This is a genomic window from Pseudomonas savastanoi (genome assembly GCF_020917325.1).
GTDB classification, from domain to species: domain Bacteria; phylum Pseudomonadota; class Gammaproteobacteria; order Pseudomonadales; family Pseudomonadaceae; genus Aquipseudomonas; species Aquipseudomonas amygdali.
Genome location: NZ_CP076652.1, coordinates 3,809,882 through 3,833,335 on the forward strand (window position 1 = coordinate 3,809,882; position 23,454 = coordinate 3,833,335).

20 protein-coding genes are annotated in these 23,454 nt (G+C 59.7%); 13 read left to right on the forward strand and 7 right to left on the reverse strand.

Features of this window, described 5'->3' with window-relative positions:
• The first annotated feature begins 2 nt into the window (after positions 1-2).
• From KP808_RS15965 to KP808_RS15985, 5 genes are read left to right on the forward strand one after another with little or no spacing between them, the layout of a single operon-like run.
• Complete coding sequence (locus KP808_RS15965) at positions 3-1,220, forward strand: glycosyltransferase family 4 protein (RefSeq protein WP_058401580.1); 1,218 nt, start codon at positions 3-5, stop codon at positions 1,218-1,220.
• Positions 1,211-2,311 (forward strand): glycosyltransferase family 4 protein, encoded by a 1,101-nt coding sequence (locus KP808_RS15970; protein ID WP_058401579.1) that lies wholly within the window; start codon positions 1,211-1,213, stop codon positions 2,309-2,311. The genes KP808_RS15965 and KP808_RS15970 overlap by 10 nt, the downstream gene beginning before the upstream one ends.
• Positions 2,311-3,726 carry an O-antigen ligase family protein gene (locus tag KP808_RS15975; protein ID WP_058401578.1) on the forward strand — a complete coding sequence of 472 codons (1,416 nt, stop codon included), beginning with the start codon at positions 2,311-2,313 and terminating at the stop codon, positions 3,724-3,726. Before KP808_RS15970 ends, KP808_RS15975 begins: the two co-directional genes overlap by 1 nt.
• Positions 3,723-4,544: an acyltransferase gene (locus tag KP808_RS15980; protein WP_005732638.1), complete on the forward strand. Its 822-nt coding sequence runs from the start codon at positions 3,723-3,725 to the stop codon at positions 4,542-4,544. Before KP808_RS15975 ends, KP808_RS15980 begins: the two co-directional genes overlap by 4 nt.
• A 15-nt stretch (positions 4,545-4,559) precedes the next feature.
• Complete coding sequence (locus tag KP808_RS15985; protein WP_058401577.1) at positions 4,560-5,975, forward strand: lipid II flippase MurJ; 1,416 nt, start codon at positions 4,560-4,562, stop codon at positions 5,973-5,975.
• Here KP808_RS15985 and KP808_RS15990 read toward each other — a convergent pair.
• Complete coding sequence (locus KP808_RS15990) at positions 5,909-6,862, reverse strand: LysR family transcriptional regulator (RefSeq protein ID WP_230016474.1); 954 nt, start codon at positions 6,860-6,862, stop codon at positions 5,909-5,911. The two genes, KP808_RS15985 and KP808_RS15990, sit on opposite strands and share 67 nt — an antisense overlap.
• A 128-nt stretch (positions 6,863-6,990) precedes the next feature.
• Here KP808_RS15990 and KP808_RS15995 point away from each other — a divergent pair, with 128 nt between their 5' ends.
• The 6 genes from KP808_RS15995 to KP808_RS16020 all read left to right on the forward strand — a co-directional run bounded on the left by KP808_RS15995 (position 6,991) and on the right by KP808_RS16020 (position 13,816).
• Complete coding sequence (locus tag KP808_RS15995) at positions 6,991-8,151, forward strand: TDT family transporter (RefSeq protein ID WP_058401576.1); 1,161 nt, start codon at positions 6,991-6,993, stop codon at positions 8,149-8,151.
• A gap of 65 nt (positions 8,152-8,216) precedes the next feature.
• Positions 8,217-9,134, forward strand: coding sequence for a hypothetical protein (locus tag KP808_RS16000; RefSeq protein WP_058401575.1), 918 nt, complete (start codon positions 8,217-8,219; stop codon positions 9,132-9,134).
• Positions 9,135-9,217: 83 nt separating this feature from the next.
• The gene (locus tag KP808_RS16005; protein ID WP_058401617.1) at positions 9,218-9,544 is read left to right on the forward strand and encodes a DUF7693 family protein; all 327 of its coding nucleotides are present in this window, start codon (positions 9,218-9,220) and stop codon (positions 9,542-9,544) included.
• Between the two features lie 1,949 nt (positions 9,545-11,493).
• Complete coding sequence (locus KP808_RS16010) at positions 11,494-12,711, forward strand: aldose 1-epimerase family protein (RefSeq protein WP_058400980.1); 1,218 nt, start codon at positions 11,494-11,496, stop codon at positions 12,709-12,711.
• 159 nt (positions 12,712-12,870) lie between these two features.
• A complete protein-coding gene (locus KP808_RS16015) occupies positions 12,871-13,548 on the forward strand; it encodes a type 1 glutamine amidotransferase domain-containing protein (protein ID WP_058409062.1) in 678 nt (225 codons plus the stop codon).
• Between the two features lie 118 nt (positions 13,549-13,666).
• Positions 13,667-13,816, forward strand: a complete 150-nt coding sequence (locus tag KP808_RS16020) for a hypothetical protein (protein WP_058428163.1) — start codon at positions 13,667-13,669, stop codon at positions 13,814-13,816.
• Between the two features lie 7 nt (positions 13,817-13,823).
• Here KP808_RS16020 and KP808_RS16025 read toward each other — a convergent pair whose 3' ends face one another.
• The 3 genes from KP808_RS16025 to KP808_RS16035 form a co-directional block, all read right to left on the reverse strand.
• A complete protein-coding gene (locus KP808_RS16025; RefSeq protein WP_058409063.1) occupies positions 13,824-14,759 on the reverse strand; it encodes a LysR family transcriptional regulator in 936 nt (311 codons plus the stop codon).
• Positions 14,760-14,827: 68 nt separating this feature from the next.
• Entirely contained in the window at positions 14,828-16,054 is a 1,227-nt protein-coding gene (locus KP808_RS16030; protein ID WP_058409064.1) for a cyanate transporter, read from the reverse strand.
• A gap of 112 nt (positions 16,055-16,166) precedes the next feature.
• Positions 16,167-17,264, reverse strand: a complete 1,098-nt coding sequence (locus KP808_RS16035) for an MBL fold metallo-hydrolase (protein WP_044323058.1) — start codon at positions 17,262-17,264, stop codon at positions 16,167-16,169.
• A 194-nt stretch (positions 17,265-17,458) separates the two neighbouring features.
• Here KP808_RS16035 and KP808_RS16040 point away from each other — a divergent pair, with 194 nt between their 5' ends.
• On the forward strand, positions 17,459-18,073 hold the full coding sequence (locus KP808_RS16040; protein ID WP_005754529.1) for a TetR/AcrR family transcriptional regulator: 615 nt from the start codon (positions 17,459-17,461) through the stop codon (positions 18,071-18,073).
• An 18-nt stretch (positions 18,074-18,091) separates the two neighbouring features.
• Here KP808_RS16040 and fahA read toward each other — a convergent pair whose 3' ends face one another.
• Positions 18,092-19,387, reverse strand: coding sequence for a fumarylacetoacetase (fahA, locus tag KP808_RS16045; protein WP_230016475.1), 1,296 nt, complete (start codon positions 19,385-19,387; stop codon positions 18,092-18,094).
• On the reverse strand, positions 19,384-20,691 hold the full coding sequence (gene hmgA / locus KP808_RS16050; protein WP_230016476.1) for a homogentisate 1,2-dioxygenase: 1,308 nt from the start codon (positions 20,689-20,691) through the stop codon (positions 19,384-19,386). The genes fahA and hmgA overlap by 4 nt, the downstream gene beginning before the upstream one ends.
• Positions 20,692-20,829: 138 nt before the next feature.
• Between hmgA and KP808_RS16055 the strand changes: the two genes are divergently transcribed.
• Positions 20,830-21,621, forward strand: coding sequence for an IclR family transcriptional regulator (locus KP808_RS16055; RefSeq protein WP_230016477.1), 792 nt, complete (start codon positions 20,830-20,832; stop codon positions 21,619-21,621).
• 1 nt (position 21,622) lies between these two features.
• Here KP808_RS16055 and KP808_RS16060 read toward each other — a convergent pair whose 3' ends face one another.
• Complete coding sequence (locus KP808_RS16060; RefSeq protein WP_230016478.1) at positions 21,623-23,194, reverse strand: sensor domain-containing diguanylate cyclase; 1,572 nt, start codon at positions 23,192-23,194, stop codon at positions 21,623-21,625.
• Positions 23,195-23,454 lie beyond the last annotated feature (260 nt).

The following is a 23,454-nucleotide window of genomic DNA, read 5'->3' on the forward strand; positions in this document are numbered from 1 at the left end:
GTATGCGAATTCTATGGACGCTCCCTTACCTGCCCTGGCCTACCACCAGCGGCGGCAAAACCCGGGAATACCATTTGCTGCGCAATCTGGCAGCGCGCGGCCATCGCATCACCCTGCTGGTGCAGTCCAAGAACGCGCTGGACGATAGCGCTCGTTCGGCACTGGAACCCTGGCTGGAGCGCTTGATCGTGATCGATCGACGCCCGCTGTTAAGCCTGCGCACGTTGCTGGCCGTGGCGTTTGCACCTGCGCCGATGCTCGCCAGCGTCAACGGCTACGCCCCGAAACTGGAAAAAGTCTTCGAGCAATTGCTTGAAGAGGACTGGGACATCATCCAGTTGCAGCACACCTATTTCTTTCAGCCATTCGAACGCCTACTCAAGCGCTCGGGCAAACCGTTCGTGCTGACCGAACATAATGTTGAATCAGACCTTGGCGCCGCCAGTTACGACCGTCTGCCACGCTGGGCCAATGCCTTCGCCGTGTACGACCGCTGGCGCTACCGGCGCTGGGAAACCCGGGTATTTCGCCAGACCGGCGAGTTGATCGCGGTCACCGAAGACGACGCCAAAGTACTTTCGCGTTTGAGCGGCAGGGCCACGTCCTATGTCGTCAACAGTGTCGACTGCGCTTACTACGCCAGCGTTCATGCGGACCGTAACAGCCATCGCCTGCTGTTCATCGGCAACTACGAATACGGCCCCAATATAGATGCCATCGAGTGGGCACTGGACGAAATCATGCCACTGGTCTGGGCTCAGGCACCCGATGTGCGTTTTGCCATCGGCGGCTTCGGTTTGCCTGAAGCCTGGCGTGAACGCTGGCCTGACCCGCGTATCGAATGGCTGGGTTTCGTACCTGACCTGCGCGTCTTGCAGGCCAGTGCCTCAATGTTCTTCGCGCCCCTGCGCCAGGGCGGCGGCTCCAAGCTCAAGACGCTGGAAGCCATGGCCGCCGGCCTGCCGGTGGTCACCACCGCGCAAGGCGTTTCCGGGTTGTCGGTCACTAATGGCGAACATTACCTGGGCAGCGAAGACGCGTCCGGGCTGGCAACGCTGATCGTTGAATACACCGATAAACCATTACGGCTCGACCAGATTGGCGAAGCCGGCCGCGTTTATGTGCGTGCCCGGCACGACTGGTCCGTTTCGGCCGCCCAGCTGGAAGTGATCTACACCCGCTTTTCGCTCCCCAAGCAAGGATCGCGCTCATGCGTATAGGACTCGACTACCGCGCGGCAGCCGGTTACCCCATCAGCGGCATCGGTCGCCAGAATTTCGCGCTGGAACAGGCGTTTCGTGAGCATCCGGACGTGCAATTGCAGCTGTTCGGCGTAGCACCCTACGATCATCCGGTACGCCGCTTGATGCACACCCCACGCTGGGCCGCACCGCTGGACTCGGTGCATCGCCTGCCGGATCGCTTGCGCTTCGAAGGCATTTTCCTGCCGGGTGCCCTGCGTGATGCCGGGGTGCAGATCTACTTCGCCAACATCAACATGGGCCTGCCGCTGGGGCGCAAACCGGCTGACATGCGCTACGTGTTACAACTGCACGATCTGTTTCAGATCACTGAACACAACAGCCACGGCTCGCGACTGAAAGCCAGGATCTACCGGCTGACCGACTACCTGTCGATTGCCTGGTCGCTGAAAGTGGCCGACCAGATCTGGGTGCCGTCGCAATTCACTGCCAACGAAGTCGCGCGCCTGTTTCCCAGGGTCAAAGGCAAGCTGCGCGTGGTGCCGTTGCTGGTAGAAGGTTTCAAGGGTGAACCTGCTGATATCAGCCAACTGCGACTGCCCCTGCGTTACTGGCTGTGCGTGGGCACACGCGAACCGCGCAAGAACATCAAGTGGTTCGTGGATGCCTGGCAGACCGCACGCATGCAATTTGTCGACACCCCGGAACTGGTACTGGTCGGTGGCGACGATCCGCTGACCGAAGCCCAGCGCCAGTTACCGGGCCTGCACGTGCTCAGCGGCCTCAGCGATGCCGAACTGCATGCTGTCTACCAAAATGCCGAGCGACTCTGGCAGCCGTCCAGAAGCGAAGGCTTCGGGCTACCGGTGATCGAAGCACTGAACACAGGCACGCCGGTTGCCGTGGCCACAGGCTCTTCGCTGGATGAAATCGCCCCACCCGACAGCCCGCGCTTTTCACCTGTCGACAGTGGCAACCTGATCAGGCTGATGGGCACGTTGTCGCATGCGCCCGAAGAAGATCCCGCAGTTGCCAGGGAATGGACAGAGCGCTATCAGTTGAAAGCCTTTTGCGAACGCGTACACGCGACGCTGGAGGAATTGCGCTGATGCCACTGGCCTTACCCCTGGGGCTGATGTTCAGCCTGATATTCGGTGTGATGATCTGCATGCTGCCTGCACAATTCGTCGTGGCGGCAGCAATCGGTCTGGCGGCGGCGGCCACCATCATTCGCCGCCCGGTACGCGGGCTCGTGCTGTTCTGCCTGATCGGGACCTTCCTGCCCTACTCTACAATTCAGATTGGCGTTCGTACTACGGTGTCCGAAGCGCTGATCATGCTGACCTGGGCCAGCTACCTGCTGCACGCAGTCTTTCAGGAACGCAACACGGTGCCCAAAATGCTGAGCACCGAAAAACTGCTGGTGGCATTGATGCTGTTCAGTGCGTTCCCGTTTCTGGTCGGCCAGTTGACCGTGGTCGCCGACGGCAACGGCCCGATCAACTGGGTTCGCTGGCTGTTCAACCTGTCTATCCTGTTTCTGGTACCGCGCTTGCTGACCGACCTCAAGACCCTGGAAAAGGCGGTCATGGCGCTGCTCGGCGGGACTTTGCTGCTGTTATTGCTATCGATCACGGTGTATGTGACCAAAGGCTCGGCAACTGCCATCATCCCGATCCTCGGTAGCCTGGGCTACAGCGGTGCAGACATCTTGAGCGAGAGCCTGCTTTCGCTTGCCAGCCGCATGGGCTCGCCGTGGATGCACCCCAACGTGGCGGGCGGTGCTCTGGCCATGTTGCTGCCGCTGGCGTTCTGCTTCGGCATGACGCGCACCGGCTCGGCGCGCAGGCTGGGCCTTACGGTGGCGGCACTGGGTGCCATCGGTCTGTTGCTGACCGGCTCACGCGGCGCGCTGCTGAGCCTGATCGCCGTGATGCTGTTGATGGCCAGGCGACGCATTCCGCATCTGGGACGGCTGTTGATGGGCGGGCTGGTCGCCGGTATTTTCCTGCTGGCGTTCTACCCGCCGCTGCAGGACCGACTGATGGGGTTGTTCACCTCCGACGACGCCAGTACCGCGATTCGCTTCCTGGAATACAGTAATTTTCCCGACGCAGTCGCCACCTTCCCGTTCGGTATCGGCTTCAAGGTCGACCCACCGGTACTGGGCTATACAAAGTTCGGCATTTCCAACCTGTGGCTGAACTTCATCTACAAGATCGGCCTGCCAGGCATGTTGCTGTTTATCGCCGTGACCATCAGTTGGTGGAAAGAAGTTCGCCCAGGCAGCGACCGGGTAGTGCTGACTCGGGAAAACGCCATTGCGCTGGGCTGCACCACGGGTGTTCTATCCGCACTGTTCAGCGGCCTGTTTGACCACTACTTCAGTTTCACCAGCGTGCTGGTTGCCTTGTTCTGGCTATTTGTCGGCATCAGCCTGCACGAAACCAGACGCCTGCGTGCCAGGGCCGAAACGACTCCTCAACACCCTGACGCCTCACCCGAGCCGGGAGCCTCCTCATGAAACACCGCATGATGCATTCTCATAATCTCAGAGAGGCACTGCCCGACTACGCGCGCAAGATGGCGGTGCCGCTCGAAGAGCTGGAAGCCGCCTACCAGTGGATGCTGGACAACGAAGTGTGCTTCGAAACACGTATCAAGGATCGAACCCTGTCGTTCATCTGCTACTTGAATATCGAACCAAGAATCGAAAACCCGCTGGCGCGGCGCTTCTACAAACTGCTGTCCAGCGAAACCCTGGGTGCGCTGATTCCTTTGTACGGAATCAACTGGCCGACCCTGCGTGACCGCATGTTGCGGACCTGGGAACAGGCTTACAACATCCTGATCTGCAAGATCCCCAGCCATACCTTGCGTCTGCTGTGGTTACGCATCGGCGGTGCGAAAATCGGCAAGGGTTCGACTGTGTGGCGCAATACCGAGGTGCTGGGTGTCGACAGCCTGCGCATCGGCAACGACACCACCGTGGGCTGGCATTGCCAGCTTGACGCCCGTGGCGGGCTGGTGATTGGCGATCACGTCACCATCGCTTCACACGTACTGATTATCGCGGGTGGGCACGACCTCGCCGAGCCCGAGTTCTGGGCGGTCGGCGGACCGGTGTTTATCGGTGACTACGCATGGATCTGCAGCCGCGCGTTGCTCTCGTTCGGTGCAGACATCGGCGAAGGCGCGGTAGTGGGCGGCAACAGCGTGGTGTCCAAACCTGTCGCGCCCTATGCGATCGTCAGCGGGCCGAATGCCGAGGTCAAGGGTGAACGCGCCCGCGGCCTCAACTACAAGGTGGGCGGCAAAGGCCTGTTCACCCTGTTTCACTGATCGGCAGGGCGCGCGATGCTGGGCTCGACACTTTGGCTGACACTGGCCACCCTCACCGGCCTGGCAGCCGGTTTTGCCCGTGAATGGCTGTTGGTAGCAGCCTGGGGTGCCGGCAGTCAGAGCGATGCCTTTCTGGTCTCGATGTTTTTGCCCGAAGCGCTGCGCATGTCACTGGCCGCGGGGCTGCTCAGCGCTGCCGCCCTGCCCCTTTATCAGCAACGTCCGGCTGACCGGCAACAACGCTGGCTGGGCGGCATGGCACCGCGTTTGTTATTGACCGGGGTGGCATTGAGCGCAGTGCTGGCGATCGGTGCCGGGTTTCTGGTGCGTCTTATCGGTCCGGGGCTGGACGCCGACGGCTATGCACAGGCAGCCAGCGGCCTGCGCTGGCTGGCCTGGTGCGCACCCGGCTTCATGCTTCACGCGCTGTTCTGCGTACCTTTGCAGGCCCGTTCGCGCTTCGTACTGGCCGGGCTCGGCTCGCTGCTGTTCAACCTGCCGCCGGTCATCTACCTCGCCACGTTCAGCCACGCCGCAACGTCGACCGGGCTGGCCAGCGCGTGCGTACTGGGCAGCGTGCTGATGCCGGGCGTGTTGTTGCCTGCCTTGTATCGTTCGGGATGGCGACCCTGGCAGTGGCAATCGGAAGCCGGTGCCATGCGCGAACTGCTGCAACGCATCGGTCCACTGCTGAGCAGCAACCTGGCCAGCCAGGGCCTTGCCTTGCTCGAGCGAATGGTCGCGTCGTTGCTCGGTGAAGGCGCGGTAACCTGGGTCAATCTGGCGCGTAAACTGATCAACCTGCCGCTTATTGCATTGATGAGCCTGAACCAGGTACTGCTCGGGCTGATGAGCGGCAGCGCGGGCGAGCAGCGTTTGTCGCTACTCAGACGCGGGCTGGGCAGCGCCACATTACTGACCCTGCCGGCCGTAGCCGGGCTGATCGGTGCGGCCGGTGCGCTGGTGACCCTGTTGCTGCCCAATCAGAGCCATGAGGGTCCGCTACCGGAGCTGCTGGCCTGGTTTGCCGTGCCGCTGATGTTTGGTGCCTGGAACGCCTTGCTGGCGCGCTACGCCTACGCCGCCGGTGACACTCGCCTGCCGCTCAACTGCGAGTTGATCGGCAGTCTGTGTAACGCGCTGCTGCTGGCGACGCTGCCCTTTGTCTTCGGACTGACCGGTATCGCCATCGCGGCGCTGGGCGGCGCGCTGGTCACAGGCGTGCTGCTGATGCGCCGTCAGGCGTTGCTCGGCGTTTTGCCGTGGCGCAGTCACTGGCTGCTGGCCAGCCTGCTGATGATCTTCGCCGCCCTGCTCCTGCACCCGCTTCACGACACCTGGCTGCAATTGGGCCTGAGCTGTGTTTACGGCGCTTTGCTGCTGCTCGGGCTGGCGTTGTGGCTCAAACCATGGCGCAACGTGCCTGCCTGATCGGCAGACTGCCGACAGGCCTCCCTGAACCGCTCCAGGCTCGGTGAGACGAACTTGTCGCGGTGAGTGTCATGAAGAACCGACGATTGAGCGGCGGCAGCGGGGCTGGCGAGTGTGCGCAACTGCCCGCTCAGCAGCAGATCGGCGACGATACGCCGGGACAGACAACTGATGCCAATGCCTTGAGCAAGGGTGCGCATTATCGCTTCCGAACTGCCTACCTGGCGCATGTCCTGCAGATCGTGCAAATGCCTGAGCAACAAGTGCTCGACCTCCTCCCGGGTCCCCGAACCCTGCTCACGCAACAGCCATTCAGCGTTTTGCAGCTCCCCCAGTGAAACCTGCTGTTGCCGCGCCAACGGATGAGCGCTGCCGGCAACAATGACCATTTCATCGACCAGCCACGGCTCAGCGATCAGCTCTGGCAGATGGCACGGTGCCTCGATGAGGCCCATATCGATTTCAAACTGCGCGACCTTGCGAGCAATCAGTGTGCTGTTGCCGATGTCCACATCGACTCGCAGCAGAGGCGTCGAACTGCGCAGTGCGCCGACTATCTGCGGCACGACGTAATTGCCAATGGTGCTGCTACTGCCGATTCGCAGGCGAGCATTCAAGGTCGCGCCCGGCAATAGAAAGCTGTCTTCGATCTGCTGGGCGTTTTCCAGCATCTTCATGGCACGTGGCAGCAATGTCTGGCCGTTATCGTTGAGGACCAGCCGCTTGCCCACCCGGTCGAACAGCCGGGTGCCCAGCGCACTTTCCAGCTCGTTCAATGCCGCACTGGTAGCCGACTGGGACAAAGACAAGGCATGACCCGCGCTGGTGGTACTGCCACAGCGGGTGATTGCGCAAAAAATCTGTAATTGACGCAGGTTGAGTCTCAAGACTGAACTCCGTAGCCGGGCAAACCTACCTGAAAATCAGGTAACAAGAAGATAGATTACCCGTTTATAAGATTTTCTGTGACTGCGTAGACTGAAACCTGTTCCCCATTCAGCAGCAGGATACGGCCATGAGCAGGTTCGCTATTATCAACAAGGGCAACGCGCCTCTCGCAGCGCTGACGAGCCCGCTGGAGGCCGTTCGACAGTTCACCCCCAACTGGTTCGCAGTGACCATGGGCACCGGAATTTTGTCACTGGCGCTGGCGCAACTGCCGGGGGACATTGCTGCATTGCGCCCGCTGGGTGAAGCGTTATGGTTCCTGAACATAGGCCTGTTCGCCCTCTTCAGCGTCATGTATGCCAGCCGCTGGCTGCTGTTTTTCGACGAGGCGCGTCAGGTGTTCGGGCACTCCACCGTATCGATGTTCTTCGGCACCATTCCCATGGGGCTGGCAACTGTCATCAGCGGCCTGCTGGTGTATGGTCCGGCGCGCTGGGGTACTGCCATCGTGCCGCTGGCCGAAGCATTGTGGTGGCTGGATGTAGCAATGGCCCTGGCGTGTGGCGTGCTGATTCCGTTCATGATGTTTACCCGTCAGGAACACAGTATCGAGAAGATGACCGCTGTCTGGCTGTTGCCCGTGGTGGCAGCAGAAGTTGCAGCAGCCTGCGGCGGACTGCTGACCCCGCACCTCGCAGCCGCTGATTCGCAGTTCACCGTGCTGATCACCAGCTACGTGTTGTGGGCCTACTCGGTACCGGTGGCATTGAGCATTCTGGTGATTCTGCTGTTGCGTCTGGCATTGCACAAACTGCCTCATGAAAGCATGGCGGCGTCGAGCTGGCTGGCACTCGGCCCTATCGGCACAGGCGCATTGGGCATGCTGGTGATGGGCAACGAGGCCCCGGCCATCTTTGCCGCCCACGGCCTGGCGTCGCTCGGCACGGTGGTGGCTGGAATCGGTGTGATGGTCGGTACGCTGTTCTGGGGGCTGGGGCTGTGGTGGATGGCGCTGGCGGTATTGATCACCGCGCGTTACTTCAAGCAGGGTATCGAATTCAATCTGGGCTGGTGGGCATTTACCTTCCCGCTCGGCGTGTATGCGCTGGCGACGCTCAAACTCGGCGCTACCCTGCACCTGAGCTTTTTCGACGTGTTTGGTACCGGGCTCGTCGCGCTGCTGGCACTGATGTGGTCGGTGGTGTCGGCACGTACTCTGGCAGGCGCCTACCGGGGGCATCTGTTCGTCTCGCCGTGCATCGCTTCGAGCCAATGTGTCCGCCGGTAATTTGCCTTGAACTAACCTCGCGGACGAAGCGCCTGAGAGAAACATCTTCAGGACAGAGAGCACTCATGCATACCTCAGAATTTTCCGGTAACTACGGCGCTCGCGATGAAAACATCGTTATAAATTCGTATACCACGGTGTTGCGCAGGAACGGCGTTCCCCATGACCTGTTCGCCACCTACTGGCGCGATGTTCACGGCCCTCTGTGCGCGAGGCTTGAGGGCCTTGGCTGGTATGTGCAGCATCACTTGACGCGTGAAAAGGATGGTCATTTGTGGCCGCTGATCGAAGGCGTCACGCCACTGCCGGGCTACGTGCTGGATGGCGGTGTGGAGATCGGCTTTCTATCCGCCGAAAGTCAGCAACAATTCAAGGATGCCAGCGCTCTGCTGTTCTCCGACGAGCAGAACATGTTTGAGCAAACCATTGCTTACGACGTGCCGGATGGCTCCAGCACACTGGTGGACCGACTGCCCGATCCGATCCCCAATGAAACAGCCACGCTGGACAAAATGCACCTGCATTTCCATCTCGCCAGCGATGACCTGCCCGCCGCCCGCAAGGCCATTGAAAAGCTCGCCAGTGAAATGGCCGCTGCCGATGCCGTACTCAAACTGCGCCTGCACCTCGCGCAGCCCTACGACAACGCCCAGCCGGCACCGCCTGCGCCTGATGTTGATCACAAGGTCGAGGAATCACGCCTGAACATCATCATGATGGAACTGGTGTTCGAATCGGCCTGGGCCCGTCGAACCTATTACGCCAGCGAGCACTTCAAGGCCATCACTCAAGGCATCAGCGAGCACGTGCGTTACATCACTCCGTTTGGCGTCAGCGGTGTCTATACCTACGTGCGCGACGCAGTCATGACCACCGCAGGCATACGTGGCAGCAGGCAGGCCGAGTTGATCCGTCAGTTGGGCGCCATCAATCAGACCCGGCCCGAGATCGAAAGCCTGTTCGGCGCGGCGTCGACATCTTGAAAGACCGTTGAGCTGACCGTTATCTCATCCTGCATGATTCAGGAATCGTGCTTTACTCAGCAAAATGGAATTGGGTGAAGCCTGTGAAAGCTCTGACGACTCGTGAGGTGTATCAGCAAATGCGGGATGCTGCGATGGGCACACGGTCGCTGAAGCTTGTCGGTGCACCCTCCGGCTCCGGGCTGCAACAGGTCGACATCGATGGCTGGCTGCTGACGCTGGAAATAACCGATGGCAGCCCGACTCGCTGTCGTGCATGTTGCTGCCCGCTAGGTCGGGAAGGCTCGTTCGAAAGCTGGCTGCGTACCGACCCGGTCAGTTTGCTCAGTGGCTGGGAGCATGCGCAGATCGAGCGGTTGTTGGGTGAGGCGGCCGATCAGGTTCGGGCTCAGTCACCTGAGTCTCAATGACCGTTCCTGCAACGCCCCCGGTATTAATGGCTGGGTACCGCAGGTTCGAAAACGGGCGTCGGTCAATACAGCGTTGCGGGCCCATGCGCACTTGGGTCACTACACGTTTGGCAGAGGCACCTCTCGTTCCTCACGCTCCGCGTGGGAATGCAGTTCGTGACGCTCTGCGTCACACGGCGGTTCTGCGGCTTGAGGTGGATTGAGGTTCGACTCAGGTCACCTTTTCGCCCCTCGGCGACCTACTTTGATGGGGCCAAAGTAGGCAAATCCCCTCGCTCCTGTTTCCGGCCCGACTTCGTCGGGTTCCTTCGCCCTGACACTGATTCGGGGGTCGCCGCAACGGACCATCCATGGTCCGGTGCGGCTAGCCTGGCGTCCTGCCAGGCTACCCCCGGATCAGCGCCAGGACTCAGCCGTCACTAACGTCGCACTCTGCGTCGTCAGTGCCATCGCGGTAAAAAAAAAGCGCTTCAGGGCAGTTTGGCTAAAACCGACTCAGACACCACTGACCATCGTTCCAACGCTCCGCGTAGGAATGCAGTTCGTGACGCTCTGCGTCACACCGCGGTTCTGTTATTTCAGGTGGATTGAGGTTCGGCTCAGGTCACCTTTTCGCCCCTCGGCGACCTACTTTGATGGGGCCAAAGTAGGTAAACCCCCTCGCTCCTGTTTCCGGCCCGACTTCGTCGGGTTCCTTCGCCCTGACACTGATTCGGGGGTCGCCGCAACGGACCATCCATGGTCCGGTGCGGCTAGCCTGGCGTCCTGCCAGGCTACCCCCGGATCAGCGCCAGGACTCAGCCGTCACTAACGTCGCACTCTGCGTCGTCAGTGCCATCGCGGTCAAAAAAAAGCGCTTCAGGGCAGTTTGGCTAAAACCGACTCAGACACCACTGACCATCGTTCCAACGCTCCGCGTAGGAATGCAGTTCGTGACGCTCTGCGTCACACCGCGGTTCTGTTATTTCAGGTGGATTGAGGTTCGGCTCAGGTCACCTTTTCGCCCCTCGGCGACCTACTTTGATGGGGCCAAAGTAGGCAAATCCCCTCGCTCCTGTTTCCGGCCCGACTTCGTCGGGTTCCTTCGCCCTGGCACTGATCCGGGGGTCGCCGCAACGGACCATCCATGGTCCGGTGCGGCTAGCCTGGCGTCCTGCCAGGCTACCCCCGGATCAGCGCCAGGACTCAGCCGTCACTAACGTCGCACTCTGCGTCGTCAGTGCCATCGCGGTCAAAAAAAGCGCTTCAAGGCAGTTTGGCTAAAACCGACTCAGACACCACTGACCATCGTTCCAACGCTCCGCGTGGGAATGCAGTTCGTGACGCTCTGCGTCACACGGCGGTTCTGTTATTTCAGGTGGATTGAGGTTCGGCTCAGGTCACCTTTTCGCCCCTCGGCGACCTACTTTGATGGGGCCAAAGTAGGCAAAACCCCTCGCTCCTGTTTCCGGCCCGACTTCGTCGGGTTCCTTCGCCCTGGCACTGATCCGGGGGTCGCCGCAACGGACCATCCATGGTCCGGTGCGGCTAGCCTGGCGTCCTGCCAGGCTACCCCCGGATCAGCGCCAGGACTCAGCCGTCACTAACGTCACACTCTGCGTCGTCAGTGCCATCGCGGTCAAAAAAAGCGCTTCAGGGCAGTTCGGCTAAAACCAACTCAGACACCACTGACCATCGTTCCAACGCTCCGCGTAGGAATGCAGTTCGTGACGCTCCGCGTCACATGCCGGTTCTGTGGTGTAAGGTGAATTGGGGCTCGACTCAGGTCACCTTTTCGTCCCTCGGCGAGTTACTTCGATAACGTCGCACTCTGCGTCTTCAGTGCCATGTTGATTGAAAAGCACTTTGTCTGGAATCGGCCCATTGCTGAATCGATTAACTAGGCGTTAAATAGCTGCTCAAACGATAGGCAGCACCATAATTCCAATAATTACAGAAGGACCACCACCATGAAATCCCTTCCCCTGCTCGTAGGCCTCGGCGCCCTCACAGCCGCTTCCAGTGTGTTTGCCTGGGACTACGTGCTGCTCGACACCGACAAGGCTGCGCAGAATCAGCAGATCACCAGTCAGCAACTGGGCGTCAAGACCGACAAGCCGTTCACTGTCACGATGCGAACCCTGCACGGCGGTCGTCAGGAAGGCGTGAGCATCATCGATATCGATAACGGCACAATGAAGCTTTCGGTGGTACCTACCCGCGGCATGAACGTGCTGCAGGCATCGGTGGGTGATGTACGCATGGGTTGGGATTCGCCGGTCAAGGATGTGGTCAATCCGGCCTTCATCGAACTCAATGGCCGCGGCGGGTTGGGCTGGCTGGAGGGTTTCAACGAACTGGTGACCCGTTGCGGCTACGAGTGGGTGGGTCACCCGGGCATGGACAATGGCGAACTGCTGACCCTGCACGGCCGCGCTGCCAACATTCCGGCCAGCAAAGTGACGCTGCAGATCGACGAAAAGCCGCCTTATGCGATCCGCCTCAAGGGTGAGCTGAAGGAGCAGGCGTTCAAGAAGGTCGACTTTTCGGTGCAGACCGAACTGGTCACCGAGCCAGGCAGCACGAGCTTTTCGCTCAACGATACGCTGACCAACAATGGCGATTATCCGAAGGAATACCAGGCGCTGTACCACAGCAACTTCAGCACACCGTTCCTTGAGCAAGGGGCGCGCTTCGAAGCACCGGTCAAGCAGGTTTCACCGTTCAACGAGAAGGCCAAGGGTGATCTGGGCGACTGGCAGACCTACCGTGCACCGACGCCGGATTATGACGAAACGGTCTACAACGTCGTGCCTTATGGCGATGCCAAGGGCGATACGCTGACCGTGCTGCACAACAAGGCAGGCAGCCTGGGTGTGTCGGTCGGTTTCAATACCAGGCAATTGCCGGTGTTCTCACTGTGGAAAAACACTGACACCAAAGGCCAGGGTTACGTGACCGGACTGGAACCGGGCACCAGCTTCTCCTACAACCGCCGCTTCCAGCGTCCGCTGAATCTGGTACCGACCATTGCGCCCAAAGAGCAACGTCAGTTCCAGATCAGCTACAGCCTGCTGGCTGACAAGGGCGCGGTCGACAAGGCGCTTGGCCAGGTCAAGAGCATTCAGGACGGTCGCGAGACTGAGGTGCGCAAAGAGCCGCTGGTGGACCTCAGCAAAGAGCAATGAACTGCAGGGCAATGATCAGCGGCTGAAGCAAGGCCGGGCTTTGACGTACCCACAACGTTGAAGTCCGGCCTTGAAACGTTATGGTCGTAAAATATTCTGACAACCCTTCAGGCTTTTGTGTGTCTACACACTCTCAACCCTTCAATGAAGAGCACGAATATGAAAATCCTGATGGTTTTGACATCCCATGACCAACTGGGCGACACCGGCAAGAAAACCGGCTTCTGGCTCGAAGAGTTCGCAGCGCCCTACTATGTGTTCAAGGATGCTGGTGCCGAGGTCACGTTGGTATCGCCTGCTGGCGGTCAGCCGCCGCTAGACCCGAAAAGCGACGAGCCTGATGCACAAACCCCGGAAACCGAGCGTTTCGCCAAAGATGCCGATGCCCAGAAAGTGCTGGCCAATACTGGCCTTCTGTCGGGCATAAACGCTGCGGATTTCGATGCAGTGTTCTACCCTGGCGGCCACGGTCCGCTGTGGGATCTGGCCGAAGACAAGCACTCGATCGCCCTGATAGAAGCATTCGCCAAGGCAGACAAGCCTCATGGTCTGGTGTGTCATGCGCCGGGCGTGCTGCGCCGCGTAAAAGCGTCGGACGGTCAGCCGCTGGTCAAGGGCCGCCGCGTCACCGGCTTCACCAATGGCGAAGAAGAGGCCGTTGGCCTGACCAATGTCGTGCCTTTCCTGGTTGAAGACACGCTCAAGGAACTGGGCGGTGACTACTCCAAGGGCGATGACTGGAGCGTCTACGTACTGACCGACGGCAAGCTGGTCACCGGACAAAACCCGGCCAGCTCCGCACAGGCTGCCAAAGACGTATTGACCCTGCTGAGCTGACACGTTTTTGCGGTTCGGGGCCGAAAAAGACTGCTCCGGACCGCGTGTCATATAAATCGAATCTTGCAGAACCTTCAGTGACCAACCAACAGATAGCCCAATAATCTGGAGTACGGTCATGGCAGATGAATCCAAACGCGAAGACCTCGATCACAAACCGGAAAACGCCGGTAAAGTGGGCGAGAAGAACAAACAGCTCAATCAACAGGGCGAGCAACCGCGGCCTGGTACTTCGCCAGACCCGCAGAAAGACAAGTCTGGCAACTGACCACGCGTCAGAGCAGACCGCGCTCGGCGCAGACCTTCACGACTTGCTCACGCAGCCAGCCACTGGCCTCGTCCTGATCGGCCTGAGCGCTCCACAGCATGTCCAGACTGAAACCAGGCAGATCCGGCGGCAGCTCGAACACGGCAATCCATGGCTCATTGCCCAGCAGGGTCTGAATGCGCCTTGGCAGCACCAGAATGAAATCTGTGCCCTCGAGCAATTGCAACGCCGCGCGGTAACTGTTCGCGCGCGCGACAATGTTGCGCTCCAGCCCCTGCCGTTGCAGCCAGCCATCGACCATGTTGGTGTCGGACGTCCATGGCGTCGGGTACACATGGCGATGCCCGATGAAGGTCTGAATGTCGATCAGGGCGCTGAGCGGCGCGAACCGGGCGTCCATGACGCAGACCAGATCATCTTCAAGCAACACTTGTGAAACCAAGCTGTCCGGGACTCGGTGAAAGCCCGGTCCGAAGCACAGGGCGAGGTCAAAACGACCGTCGTTCAATTGCTCGGCGGGCAACTGCTTCTCAAGCTTCTGCACATTGACCGTTACCGAAAAACCAGCGGCGACAAAGTCGCGCATCAAGTGCGGCAATACCAGCAGCTCGAAATACTCGGGGGCACATACCGTGAAGGTGGTTTGCATGCGGGTCGGATCAAACAGGCCCAGGCCGTCGTGACACAAGTTGACCGACTCGAGAATCTGCTGCACATGGGTGTGCATGGCCAATGCCTTGCGGGTCGGACGCATGCCATTGCGGGTGCAGATAAACAGATCGTCTTCGAAGTTGGCGCGCAGCTTTTTCAGGCAGTAGCTGACCGTTGACTGACTGACATGCAACGCATCTGCGACCAGGGTCAGGTTGCGCTGTTCATAAACCGAGACAAAGACCATCAGGTCCTGCATGTCCAGCTTTCTCAGGGCATTACTGTTGAGCATTGAGGCATCTCGCTGGCACTGCGACCGGACGATCAGGTCCACGCGAACAAGATAGCATCAAAATGCAATCATGCCGCCCCCTCGCCAATAATGACCGGTTTGACGCCGGCGCTGCGCAGGTGCTCAGCATAGCGTCGGGGATCGAGCCGCACCACCATCAACAGCATGATCGCGACCAACGCTATCAGTGACCACCATGCGCCTGCAAAGCTGCCCGTCAGGTCGCGGATTATTCCGGCAAACAGCGGCGACAGGCTGGCAATCAGGTAACCCACGCCCTGCACGAATGCGGTCAGGCCGCCTGCCTGCCGAGGATCATCGGCATGGTCCATCGACACAATCAGGCTCATCGGAAACAAACCGCCGATACCCAAGCCCAGCAAGCAGGTCCACAGCAGGCCCAGCCGCTGCGGCAGCAGAATCAGCCCGGTAAAACCGATCATCATCAACACCAGCAGCACCGCCAGCGCCACGCGTTTATCGCGACTGCGGTTGGCCAGCGCCGGAACCAGCAGACCCGATACGACCTCCATCAGGGTCAAAAAGCCCAGCAACAGCCCGGCATCCTGCTCGCTCCAGCCGTTCTCCAGATAATACGGCGCAAGCCAGGCCAGCACGCAGGTATAGGACGCAGTACCGAGGCCAAAGAAAACTCCCAGCATCCAGGCCCGAGGCATGTGGGAAAAAGCCTGCCGGGGCCCGGCAGCGCCTGAAGCGTCGACCTGCAACACGCGCCGCTGGGCGAACCAGAAGCACACTGCCAACAGCGCCAGAAGCGACCACACCGCCAGACCGACACGCCAGCTGCCGCTGCTGCTCATCACCAATGGGCTGAATGATGCGGCCAGAGCCGCTCCGCCCATGATCGCAGTCACATACAGGCCCATGCACAATGAGACGTTGACCTTGAAACGCGATTTGATCAATGCGGGCATCAGCGCCTGAATCAAGGCAATGCCGAGACCCGCCAGCACAGCGCTGAAAATCAGTTCGGCAGCAGAATCGAGAACCAGACGCGCCAGGGTTGCCAGGCCGATAAGCACCAGTGAAAGCAGGATGCTGCGATGCGTCCCCAGGTAACGCGCAATGCCGATGCCGAAAAACATCGCCAGCCCCATGGCCATGATCGGCAGCATGGTCAGTAACGACGCCATCCCGAAGCCCAGCGGCACCTCAAGACGAATCGCCGCAAGCAACGGACCGACCGCAGCCATCGATGGGCGCAGGTTTAGCGCCACCAGTACGATACTGACCATCAACCCCATATTCCGAACCGCCGAGCTACGCACCTGCATACCGTCACCATCACTTTTGATGGTCAGGATTAGGCCGGGCGCGTGCTCATATGACAAATCAAAATCTGGGTGCTGCTATTTAAAAATCAGTTCAGCAATGGCGCGGGCAGTTTCAGGCATTCTGCCGAGGGCATTTGCAGTTCGTTACGCGGCCGTGCTGCTCGGGCTCGGGTTCAGGCTCGGCAACTTCATCGACGCCCAGCCACCATGTCAAACCGCGACACGGGTATTGCACATAAAACGGCTGGCCCATCATCGGCGTGGTGATCGAGACATTCTGCTCCCAGGCCAGCGCCAGGATACGATCGAACGGTTCGTGCCAGGCGTGCATCGACAGGTCGAAGGTGCCGTTGTGAATCGGCAGCAACCAGCGACCACGCAGGTCCAGATGTGCCTGCAGCGTCTGCTCGGGTTGCATGTGCACATGCGGCCATTCGACGTTATAGGCCCCGGTTTCCATCAACGTCAGATCAAACGGCCCGTATTGCTCGCCGATGGTCTTGAAGCCATCAAAGTAGCCGCTGTCGCCACTGAAAAAGATCCGCTGATCGCCGTCGATCATCACCCAGGACGCCCACAGGGTGCGGTTGCTGTCGAGCAGCGTACGCCCGGAAAAATGCTGCGACGGCGTAGCGACAAACTCGATGCCCGCCACTTCGGTGGACTGCCACCAGTCCAGTTGGCGGACCTTGTGCGCGGGTACGCCCCATTCAATCAGCGTATCGCCCACACCAAGCGGTGCCAGAAAATGCTCGGTCTTGTCGGTCAGCGCCTTGATCGCCATACGATCCAGATGGTCGTAGTGGTTGTGCGAAAGGATCACCGCCTTGATCGGCGGCAACTCTTCGAGGCTGATCGGCGGCTGGTGAAAGCGCTGCGGCCCTGCCCACTGCACCGGCGACGCGCGCTCGGCAAACACGGGGTCGGTCAACCAGAACTGATCGCGCAATTTGAGCAGGACCGTCGAATGCCCGAGGCGGTACACCGTGTTGTTCGGCGCTGCCAGCAACTGCTGACGCGACAGCGGCTGTACCGGAATTTCGCCTGCGGGGCGCGTATCCTTGGGCTTATTGAATGCCTGATCCCAGAAAATGCGGAGTGTTCGCAGCAGACTCGCCGGTTTCATCGTCGCGTGGTTCCGATATCGCCCCTCATGACGGGACAGGACAGGCAGTGAAGAAGCATCCTTTTTCTGATGTGTCGAGGCCATGGTTTGCTGACTCCTGGGGACAGGTTGAGGCTCCAGCCGTGCATACTTTGTACGTGATCCCGTTGCAGGATGCGCGATGAAAAATATGTAACAGTGTTTTACACTACACGGTGTAGTTTTAAGCTTGCATGATCCTTGGCGACAAGTAAACTGCTGAGTGTAACTTTCTCTAAACGTCCGTTTGAAGCGAACCTATGACCGCACCCATGCGCCTCACCGATCAGAAACGCGAATCCATCGTCCAGGCAGCTATTGCCGAATTTGGCGATCGTGGTTTCGAGGTCACCAGCATGGACCGCATCGCTGCTCGGGCCGAGGTGTCCAAACGCACGGTCTACAACCATTTCCCCAGCAAGGAAGAACTGTTCGCCGAGATGCTGCAGCGTCTGTGGAACTGTGCTCCGCCACAATCGGAAGTGATTTATCACCCCAATGTCAGTCTGCGCGAGCAACTTCGAGACCTGCTGTGGGGCAAGATGCGCAACCTCACCAACAGTAATTTTCTCGACCTGGCGCGTGTCGTGGTGGGCGCGACCATTCACTCACCCGAGCGCGCTCAAGTGTGGATGGCCCGTATCAATGAGCGCGAAGAAACCTTCAGCGCGTGGATCCGGGCAGCCCAGAAAGGCGGTCGTCTGAAGCCGGTCGACCCCGGTTTTGCGGCGACGCAGATGCACGCGCTGCTCAAGTCGTTCGCATTCTGGCCACAGGTGACCTTCAATGCCGCACTGCTCAACCCTCAGGAGCAGAGTGATGTGGTCGAGTCGGCGCTGAACATGTTTCTGGGCTGGTACGAAGTGACTCCCTGACGCTTCTGATTCATTTTTTCAGTCGAGCACGACGCCCCGGCATTCGCCAAAGCCAATCGACACCTGCCCTTCCCGATGACAACGGGCACGCAGGATCACTTCGTCGCCGGCTTCCAGGAATATGCGCTTTTCACCGTTGGGCAACGCCACTGACTGCTTGCCGCCTGCGGTCATCTCCAGCAGGCTGCCGTGCTGACCTGCCTGAGGACCGGAAAGCGTACCGGTGCCGAGCAGGTCGCCCGGTTGCAGCTTGCAGCCGTTGACGCTGTGGTGCGCGACCATCTGCGCCACGGTCCAGTACATGTTCAGCGAATTGCTCAGACCCAGCCGGTAAGGCTTCAACCCCTCGGCCTTCATCTGCGCGGTGAGCAGCAGCACTTCCAGTTCGATGTCCAGCGCGCCACCCTGCTGATCATTCTGATCAAGCAGGTACGGCAGCGGCTGAGGATCACCCTCCGGACGCGCTGGCTGAGCGCTGCGAAAGGGTATCAACGCTTCGGCGGTTACCACCCAGGGCGAGATCGTCGTGGCAAAACTCTTGGACAGAAACGGACCCAGCGGCTGGTATTCCCACGCTTGAATGTCACGCGCCGACCAGTCGTTGAGCAGGCAGAACCCGGCGATGTGCTCCGCGGCCCGGTCAATCGCGATGGCATCGCCCTGCGCATTCCCCGGCCCGATCCACACACCCAGCTCCAGTTCGTAATCCAGGCGTTTGCAGGGACCGAAAACCGGAACGTCCTGACCCGGCGCAAGGGTCTGCCCATTGGGCCGCCGGACCGGCGTACCGGATGTGCAGAGGGTCGATGCCCGGCCGTGGTAGCCAATCGGCACATATTTGTAGTTGGGCAGCAGCGGGTTGTCCGGACGGAACAGCTTGCCGACGTTCAGCGCATGATGAATACCGACGTAGAAGTCAGAATAATCACCTACCCGCGCCGGCATGTGCAGGCTGCACTCGCTCATCGGCAGCAGCAAACCTGCAACGGCCTGCACACTGTCACGTTGCGGGTTGTCCGCATCCAGCAGTTGCAACAATGCGCTGCGCAATGCCTGACGGGCTGGCGCGCCCAGCGCAAAAAAATCGTTGAGCTGATCGCGGCTGGCCACTTCGGCAGCTTCGACGGCCTGCCCGTGAAAAAAACCCGCGGCTGTCGCTGCGCGCAGATCGACAATCAGATCGCCAATCGCCACGCCACCACGCGGTCCGGTAGCGCCGTGGCTGAACACGCCCAGCGGCAGGTTCTGCAACGGAAAATCAGCGTGCTCATTGGCCGATGCCACCCAACTGCGACGATTGAGAGAGCCAGTCATTGGCGCGGTTCCTTGTTGAATGTCTTGGTCATGTCGTTCCAGCAGGCATCGTAATCGGCTTGCAGTTGCGGGCAGCCAAGGGCGTGGCGGCTGGGGCGCAATACCTTGCCGGTCTCGAACATGAAGGCCATGGTGTTTTCGATTTTGTGCGGTTTCAGCTCGGCAGTAATGGCCTTTTCTGCCGTGACATTATCCGGACCGTGCGCGCTCATGCAGTTGTGCAGCGAGGCGCCCCCGGGCATGAAGCCTTCAGCCTTGGCGTCGTAGGCGCCATCGATCAGGCCCATGAATTCGTTCATCAGGTTGCGGTGGAACCATGGCGGGCGAAAGGTGTTTTCCGCCACCATCCAGCGCGGCGGGAAGATCACGAAATCGATATTGGCCTGGCCGTGGGTTGCCCCTGGTGAAGTCAGCACAGTGAAAATCGACGGGTCCGGGTGATCGTAACTGACCGTGCCGATGGTGTTGAAACGCCGCAGATCATACTTGTACGCAACGTTGTTGCCGTGCCAGCCCACCACATCAAAGGGTGAATGCTCCAGGTGTGTCGACCACAGTTCACCGAGGAACTTCTGCACCAGCTCCATCGGTTGCTGATTGTCCTCAAACCAGGCCACCGGCGTCAGAAAATCACGCGGGTTGGCCAGCCCGTTGCTGCCGATCGGGCCAAGCTCCGGAAGGCGCAAGGCGCACCCGTGGTTCTCGCAGATGTAACCACGGGCGCTGCTGTCGAGCAGTTGCACGCGAAACTTCATGCCTCGCGGCAAGACGGCGATTTCCAGCGGCTCGATGTCCAGCAGACCTAATTCGGTGATGATTCTGAGTCGCCCCTGTTGCGGCACAATCAGCCATTCGCCATCGGCGTTGAAAAACGCACGCTGCATCGAGGTGTTGGCTGCGTATACATAGACGCTGACACCGTCTGCCTGATCCGCCGCTGAGGTGCTGGCCAAGGGAATCAGGCCGCCAATGAAATCGACAGGCTCGGCGGGAATATCGAAGGCATTCCAGCGCAGCCGGTTAGGGTTTATCGGGCCCTGCTCCTGACCGGCGATCTGCCGATTCATGCGTTGGTAACGCGGATGGGCTGCCGAAGGCTTGATGCGATAAAGCCAGGTACGCCGGGCTTCGCTGCGCTCGACTGTGAAGGCTGTGCCCGAGAACTGCTCGGCATACAGCCCCAGCGGGTGTTTCTGCGGAGAGTTCTGGCCAATCGGCAATGCTCCGGGCAGTGCCTCGTTGCTGAACTGGTTGCCAAAACCCGACTGATAAGTCAATGCGTCGGAACGGGAGTGAATAGCCATCTGGACCTCTTGTTGTTATGGGGTCGGGCAGAGACGGGTGAAACATCATTTAACGTAAAACGATTACGCATAACGTAATTTGAGTTTGCCAGCCGGTCAAGCTATAAAGCTGCCTTTCCCGATCGGCGCACAGCACCCATGACCCAGGACATCGAAAGCCCGACAGGCGGACGTCAGCAAAAGGTTCAGGCCGCCGAAGTGGGGCTGGGCGTGCTCAAGGCGCTGGCCGAACTGTCGCCCTCCACTTCCCTGTCGAAACTCGCCGAGCATCTGGGCATGCCTGCCAGCAAGGTTCATCGTTATCTACAGGCGCTGATTGCCAGTGGCTTTGCCGAACAGGATGCTGTCAACAATCACTACGAGCTGGGGCGCGAAGCGTTGCAGGTCGGGCTGGCCTCACTCGGCAAGCTGGATGTGCTGAAAGTATCGGCACCTTGGCTGGCCAGCCTGCGTGATGAATTGAACCAGACCTGCTTCCTGGCGGTATGGGGCAACAAAGGGCCGACCGTGGTGTATGTCGAGCCCTCGATAGGTGCGGTGACGCTGGTCACGCAGATCGGCTCGGTGCTGCCGTTGCTCGGCTCGTCTACCGGCCTGGTGTTCGACAGCTTTCTGAACGAGCGCGAAACCGCTGCGCTTCGCGAGCAGGAAGTGCCTTTGCTGAGTGCCGACCAGTTGCGCGACGTCAAGCAGCATCTTGAGCAGATCCGTACGACGGGCGTTCACCAGATTCAGGGCTTGCTGATGCCGGGCATAAACGCAGCCTCTTCGCCGCTGTTCGCCATGGGTGACAAGCTGGTGGGCGTGATTACCGTGGTTGGGCCGGGATCGGTGTTGAACGACGAGACGCAGAATCTGGCGGCCAGGCGGCTTTTGCAAACGGCGCAGGCCATCAGCGAGCGTATGGGCGGTAGCCATCCGTCAGACTGACTCAGGAAGAGGCGGTTGATACCCTGGCAAAATGGCTCGCTCCATGCCAGCCGTGAATCAGCCGACCTTCGACGCGGTTACGCCCTTTGGTTTTGGCCAGGTAAAGCAACCGATCCACTTCCGCCAACGCGGCGGTATGTCCATCCTTCTCTGCTGCGTTGATCGACACCACGCCCGAGCTTATGGTCAGTTTGCCCAGCGGGCTGGCCGAGTGCTCTATACGATTGGTTTCAACGGATGATCTGATTTTTTCCGCGATCTTCAGCGCCCCTGCCAGGTCGGTTTCAGGCAGCAGAATGACAAACTCTTCGCCGCCGTAACGTGCCGCGATATCCCCAGCCCGGTCAAGACTGTTGCCTATGAGCCCAGCCACTTGCTTCAGGCAGTCGTCTCCCTGCAGATGACCGTAGGTGTCGTTGTATTGTTTGAACCAGTCAATATCCAGCAGAATGATCGCGATAGTTGCAGTATTCCGGCTCGCCCGCCCCCACTCCTGCTGCAAGGCCGCATCGAAGCAGCGTCGATTGGCCAGGTGCGTGAGGCTGTCCGTGTGAGCGATGATCTCCAGCTCGTTCCTGGCGATGTTCAGTTCACCTTCCGCATTGATCAACTGCTGGATTTGCCGGTACAGCAGGACGCCAAGCAAAACCAGCGCAAGGATAATAATGCCGGTGATGGTCATGGACCGGTGTGCATAGGCCCACCAGGGCGCGAACACATGCTGACAGGAGACGCCTGCAGCGGCGACGATCGGCAACCCGGACACCCGCCGATAGGCGTAGATCCTTTCCACCCCGTCCACCACGGAGTTGATCACCGCGGTGCCGCTGTCGCTGTAGGGCAGATAGCGAGTGAAGATATCGCCCTTGGCGACATTGGTGGTCATCAGTGCGGTTAATGTGGGGCGTCGCGCCAGCAGGTCACCATTGCTCAGAGCGAGAAAGATTACCCCCTTGTCGTCTACATCCATGCGCTGGAAAAACGCCTGGAAATAAGCCACCGGTACGGTGGCCAGTGCAACGCCAGCAAAACTGCCATCCGCAGCATTGATACGCCGACTGACCGGGATGACCATATCCCCGGTATTACGGCTTTCTACGATAGACCCTACATGAATGGACGGGGCAGGGTTATCGCGATGGTAAATGAAGTAATCGCGGTCTTCGTTGTTTCTGGTGTGCACGCCATTGGCAAAGGAATTGGCGACCCAGTTGCCCTGAGCATCGTAGATGAACAGCCCCTGAAGCCCTTTGACGTTTATCAGGTCTTGAGCCATCAGCCTGGTCAAGCGGCTTTGCTGCTGGCCTGCGACCCCGTCCTGTTCCACACGCTCGACAAGGTCACGCAGCGTATTGTCAGCCTGTTGCAGGGTGTCTTGAGCCTGCTGCTCAGCGGCAAGCACGATATTGGACACCGCAATCCTGGCGGTGGCCGCGCGCTCGAGCTTCGACTGGTTCATCTGCCAGACGGTAGCCAGGGTCAGCGATAGACAGACCAGGGCAATGAAGCCGATCAACGCTTTGCTGAGCGCCGAAGGTGTAAGCCTCGTCGAAATAAAGGAAAGCCGTTTCATAGGGTTGTCATCAAATTGGCAGTGAAACCCGCCATGCAGTTTCCATACCTTAGCGCCACTAACCCGAATACGTTGTTACACCGAGGTCACGCGGGGCTTAGTTGAATGAATGCCCCGCAGGCTAGTTGCTCAAGAAGTCATTACAGGTATCCGGCTTTTTGACGATACAGCTTCTGAGCTGTCCGAAAACAGCTGCCGAGACGCTACTGTGAGAGGTGCTCCAATGCCAATGTATCGAACGTTGCTTTTCCGGCGTGGCT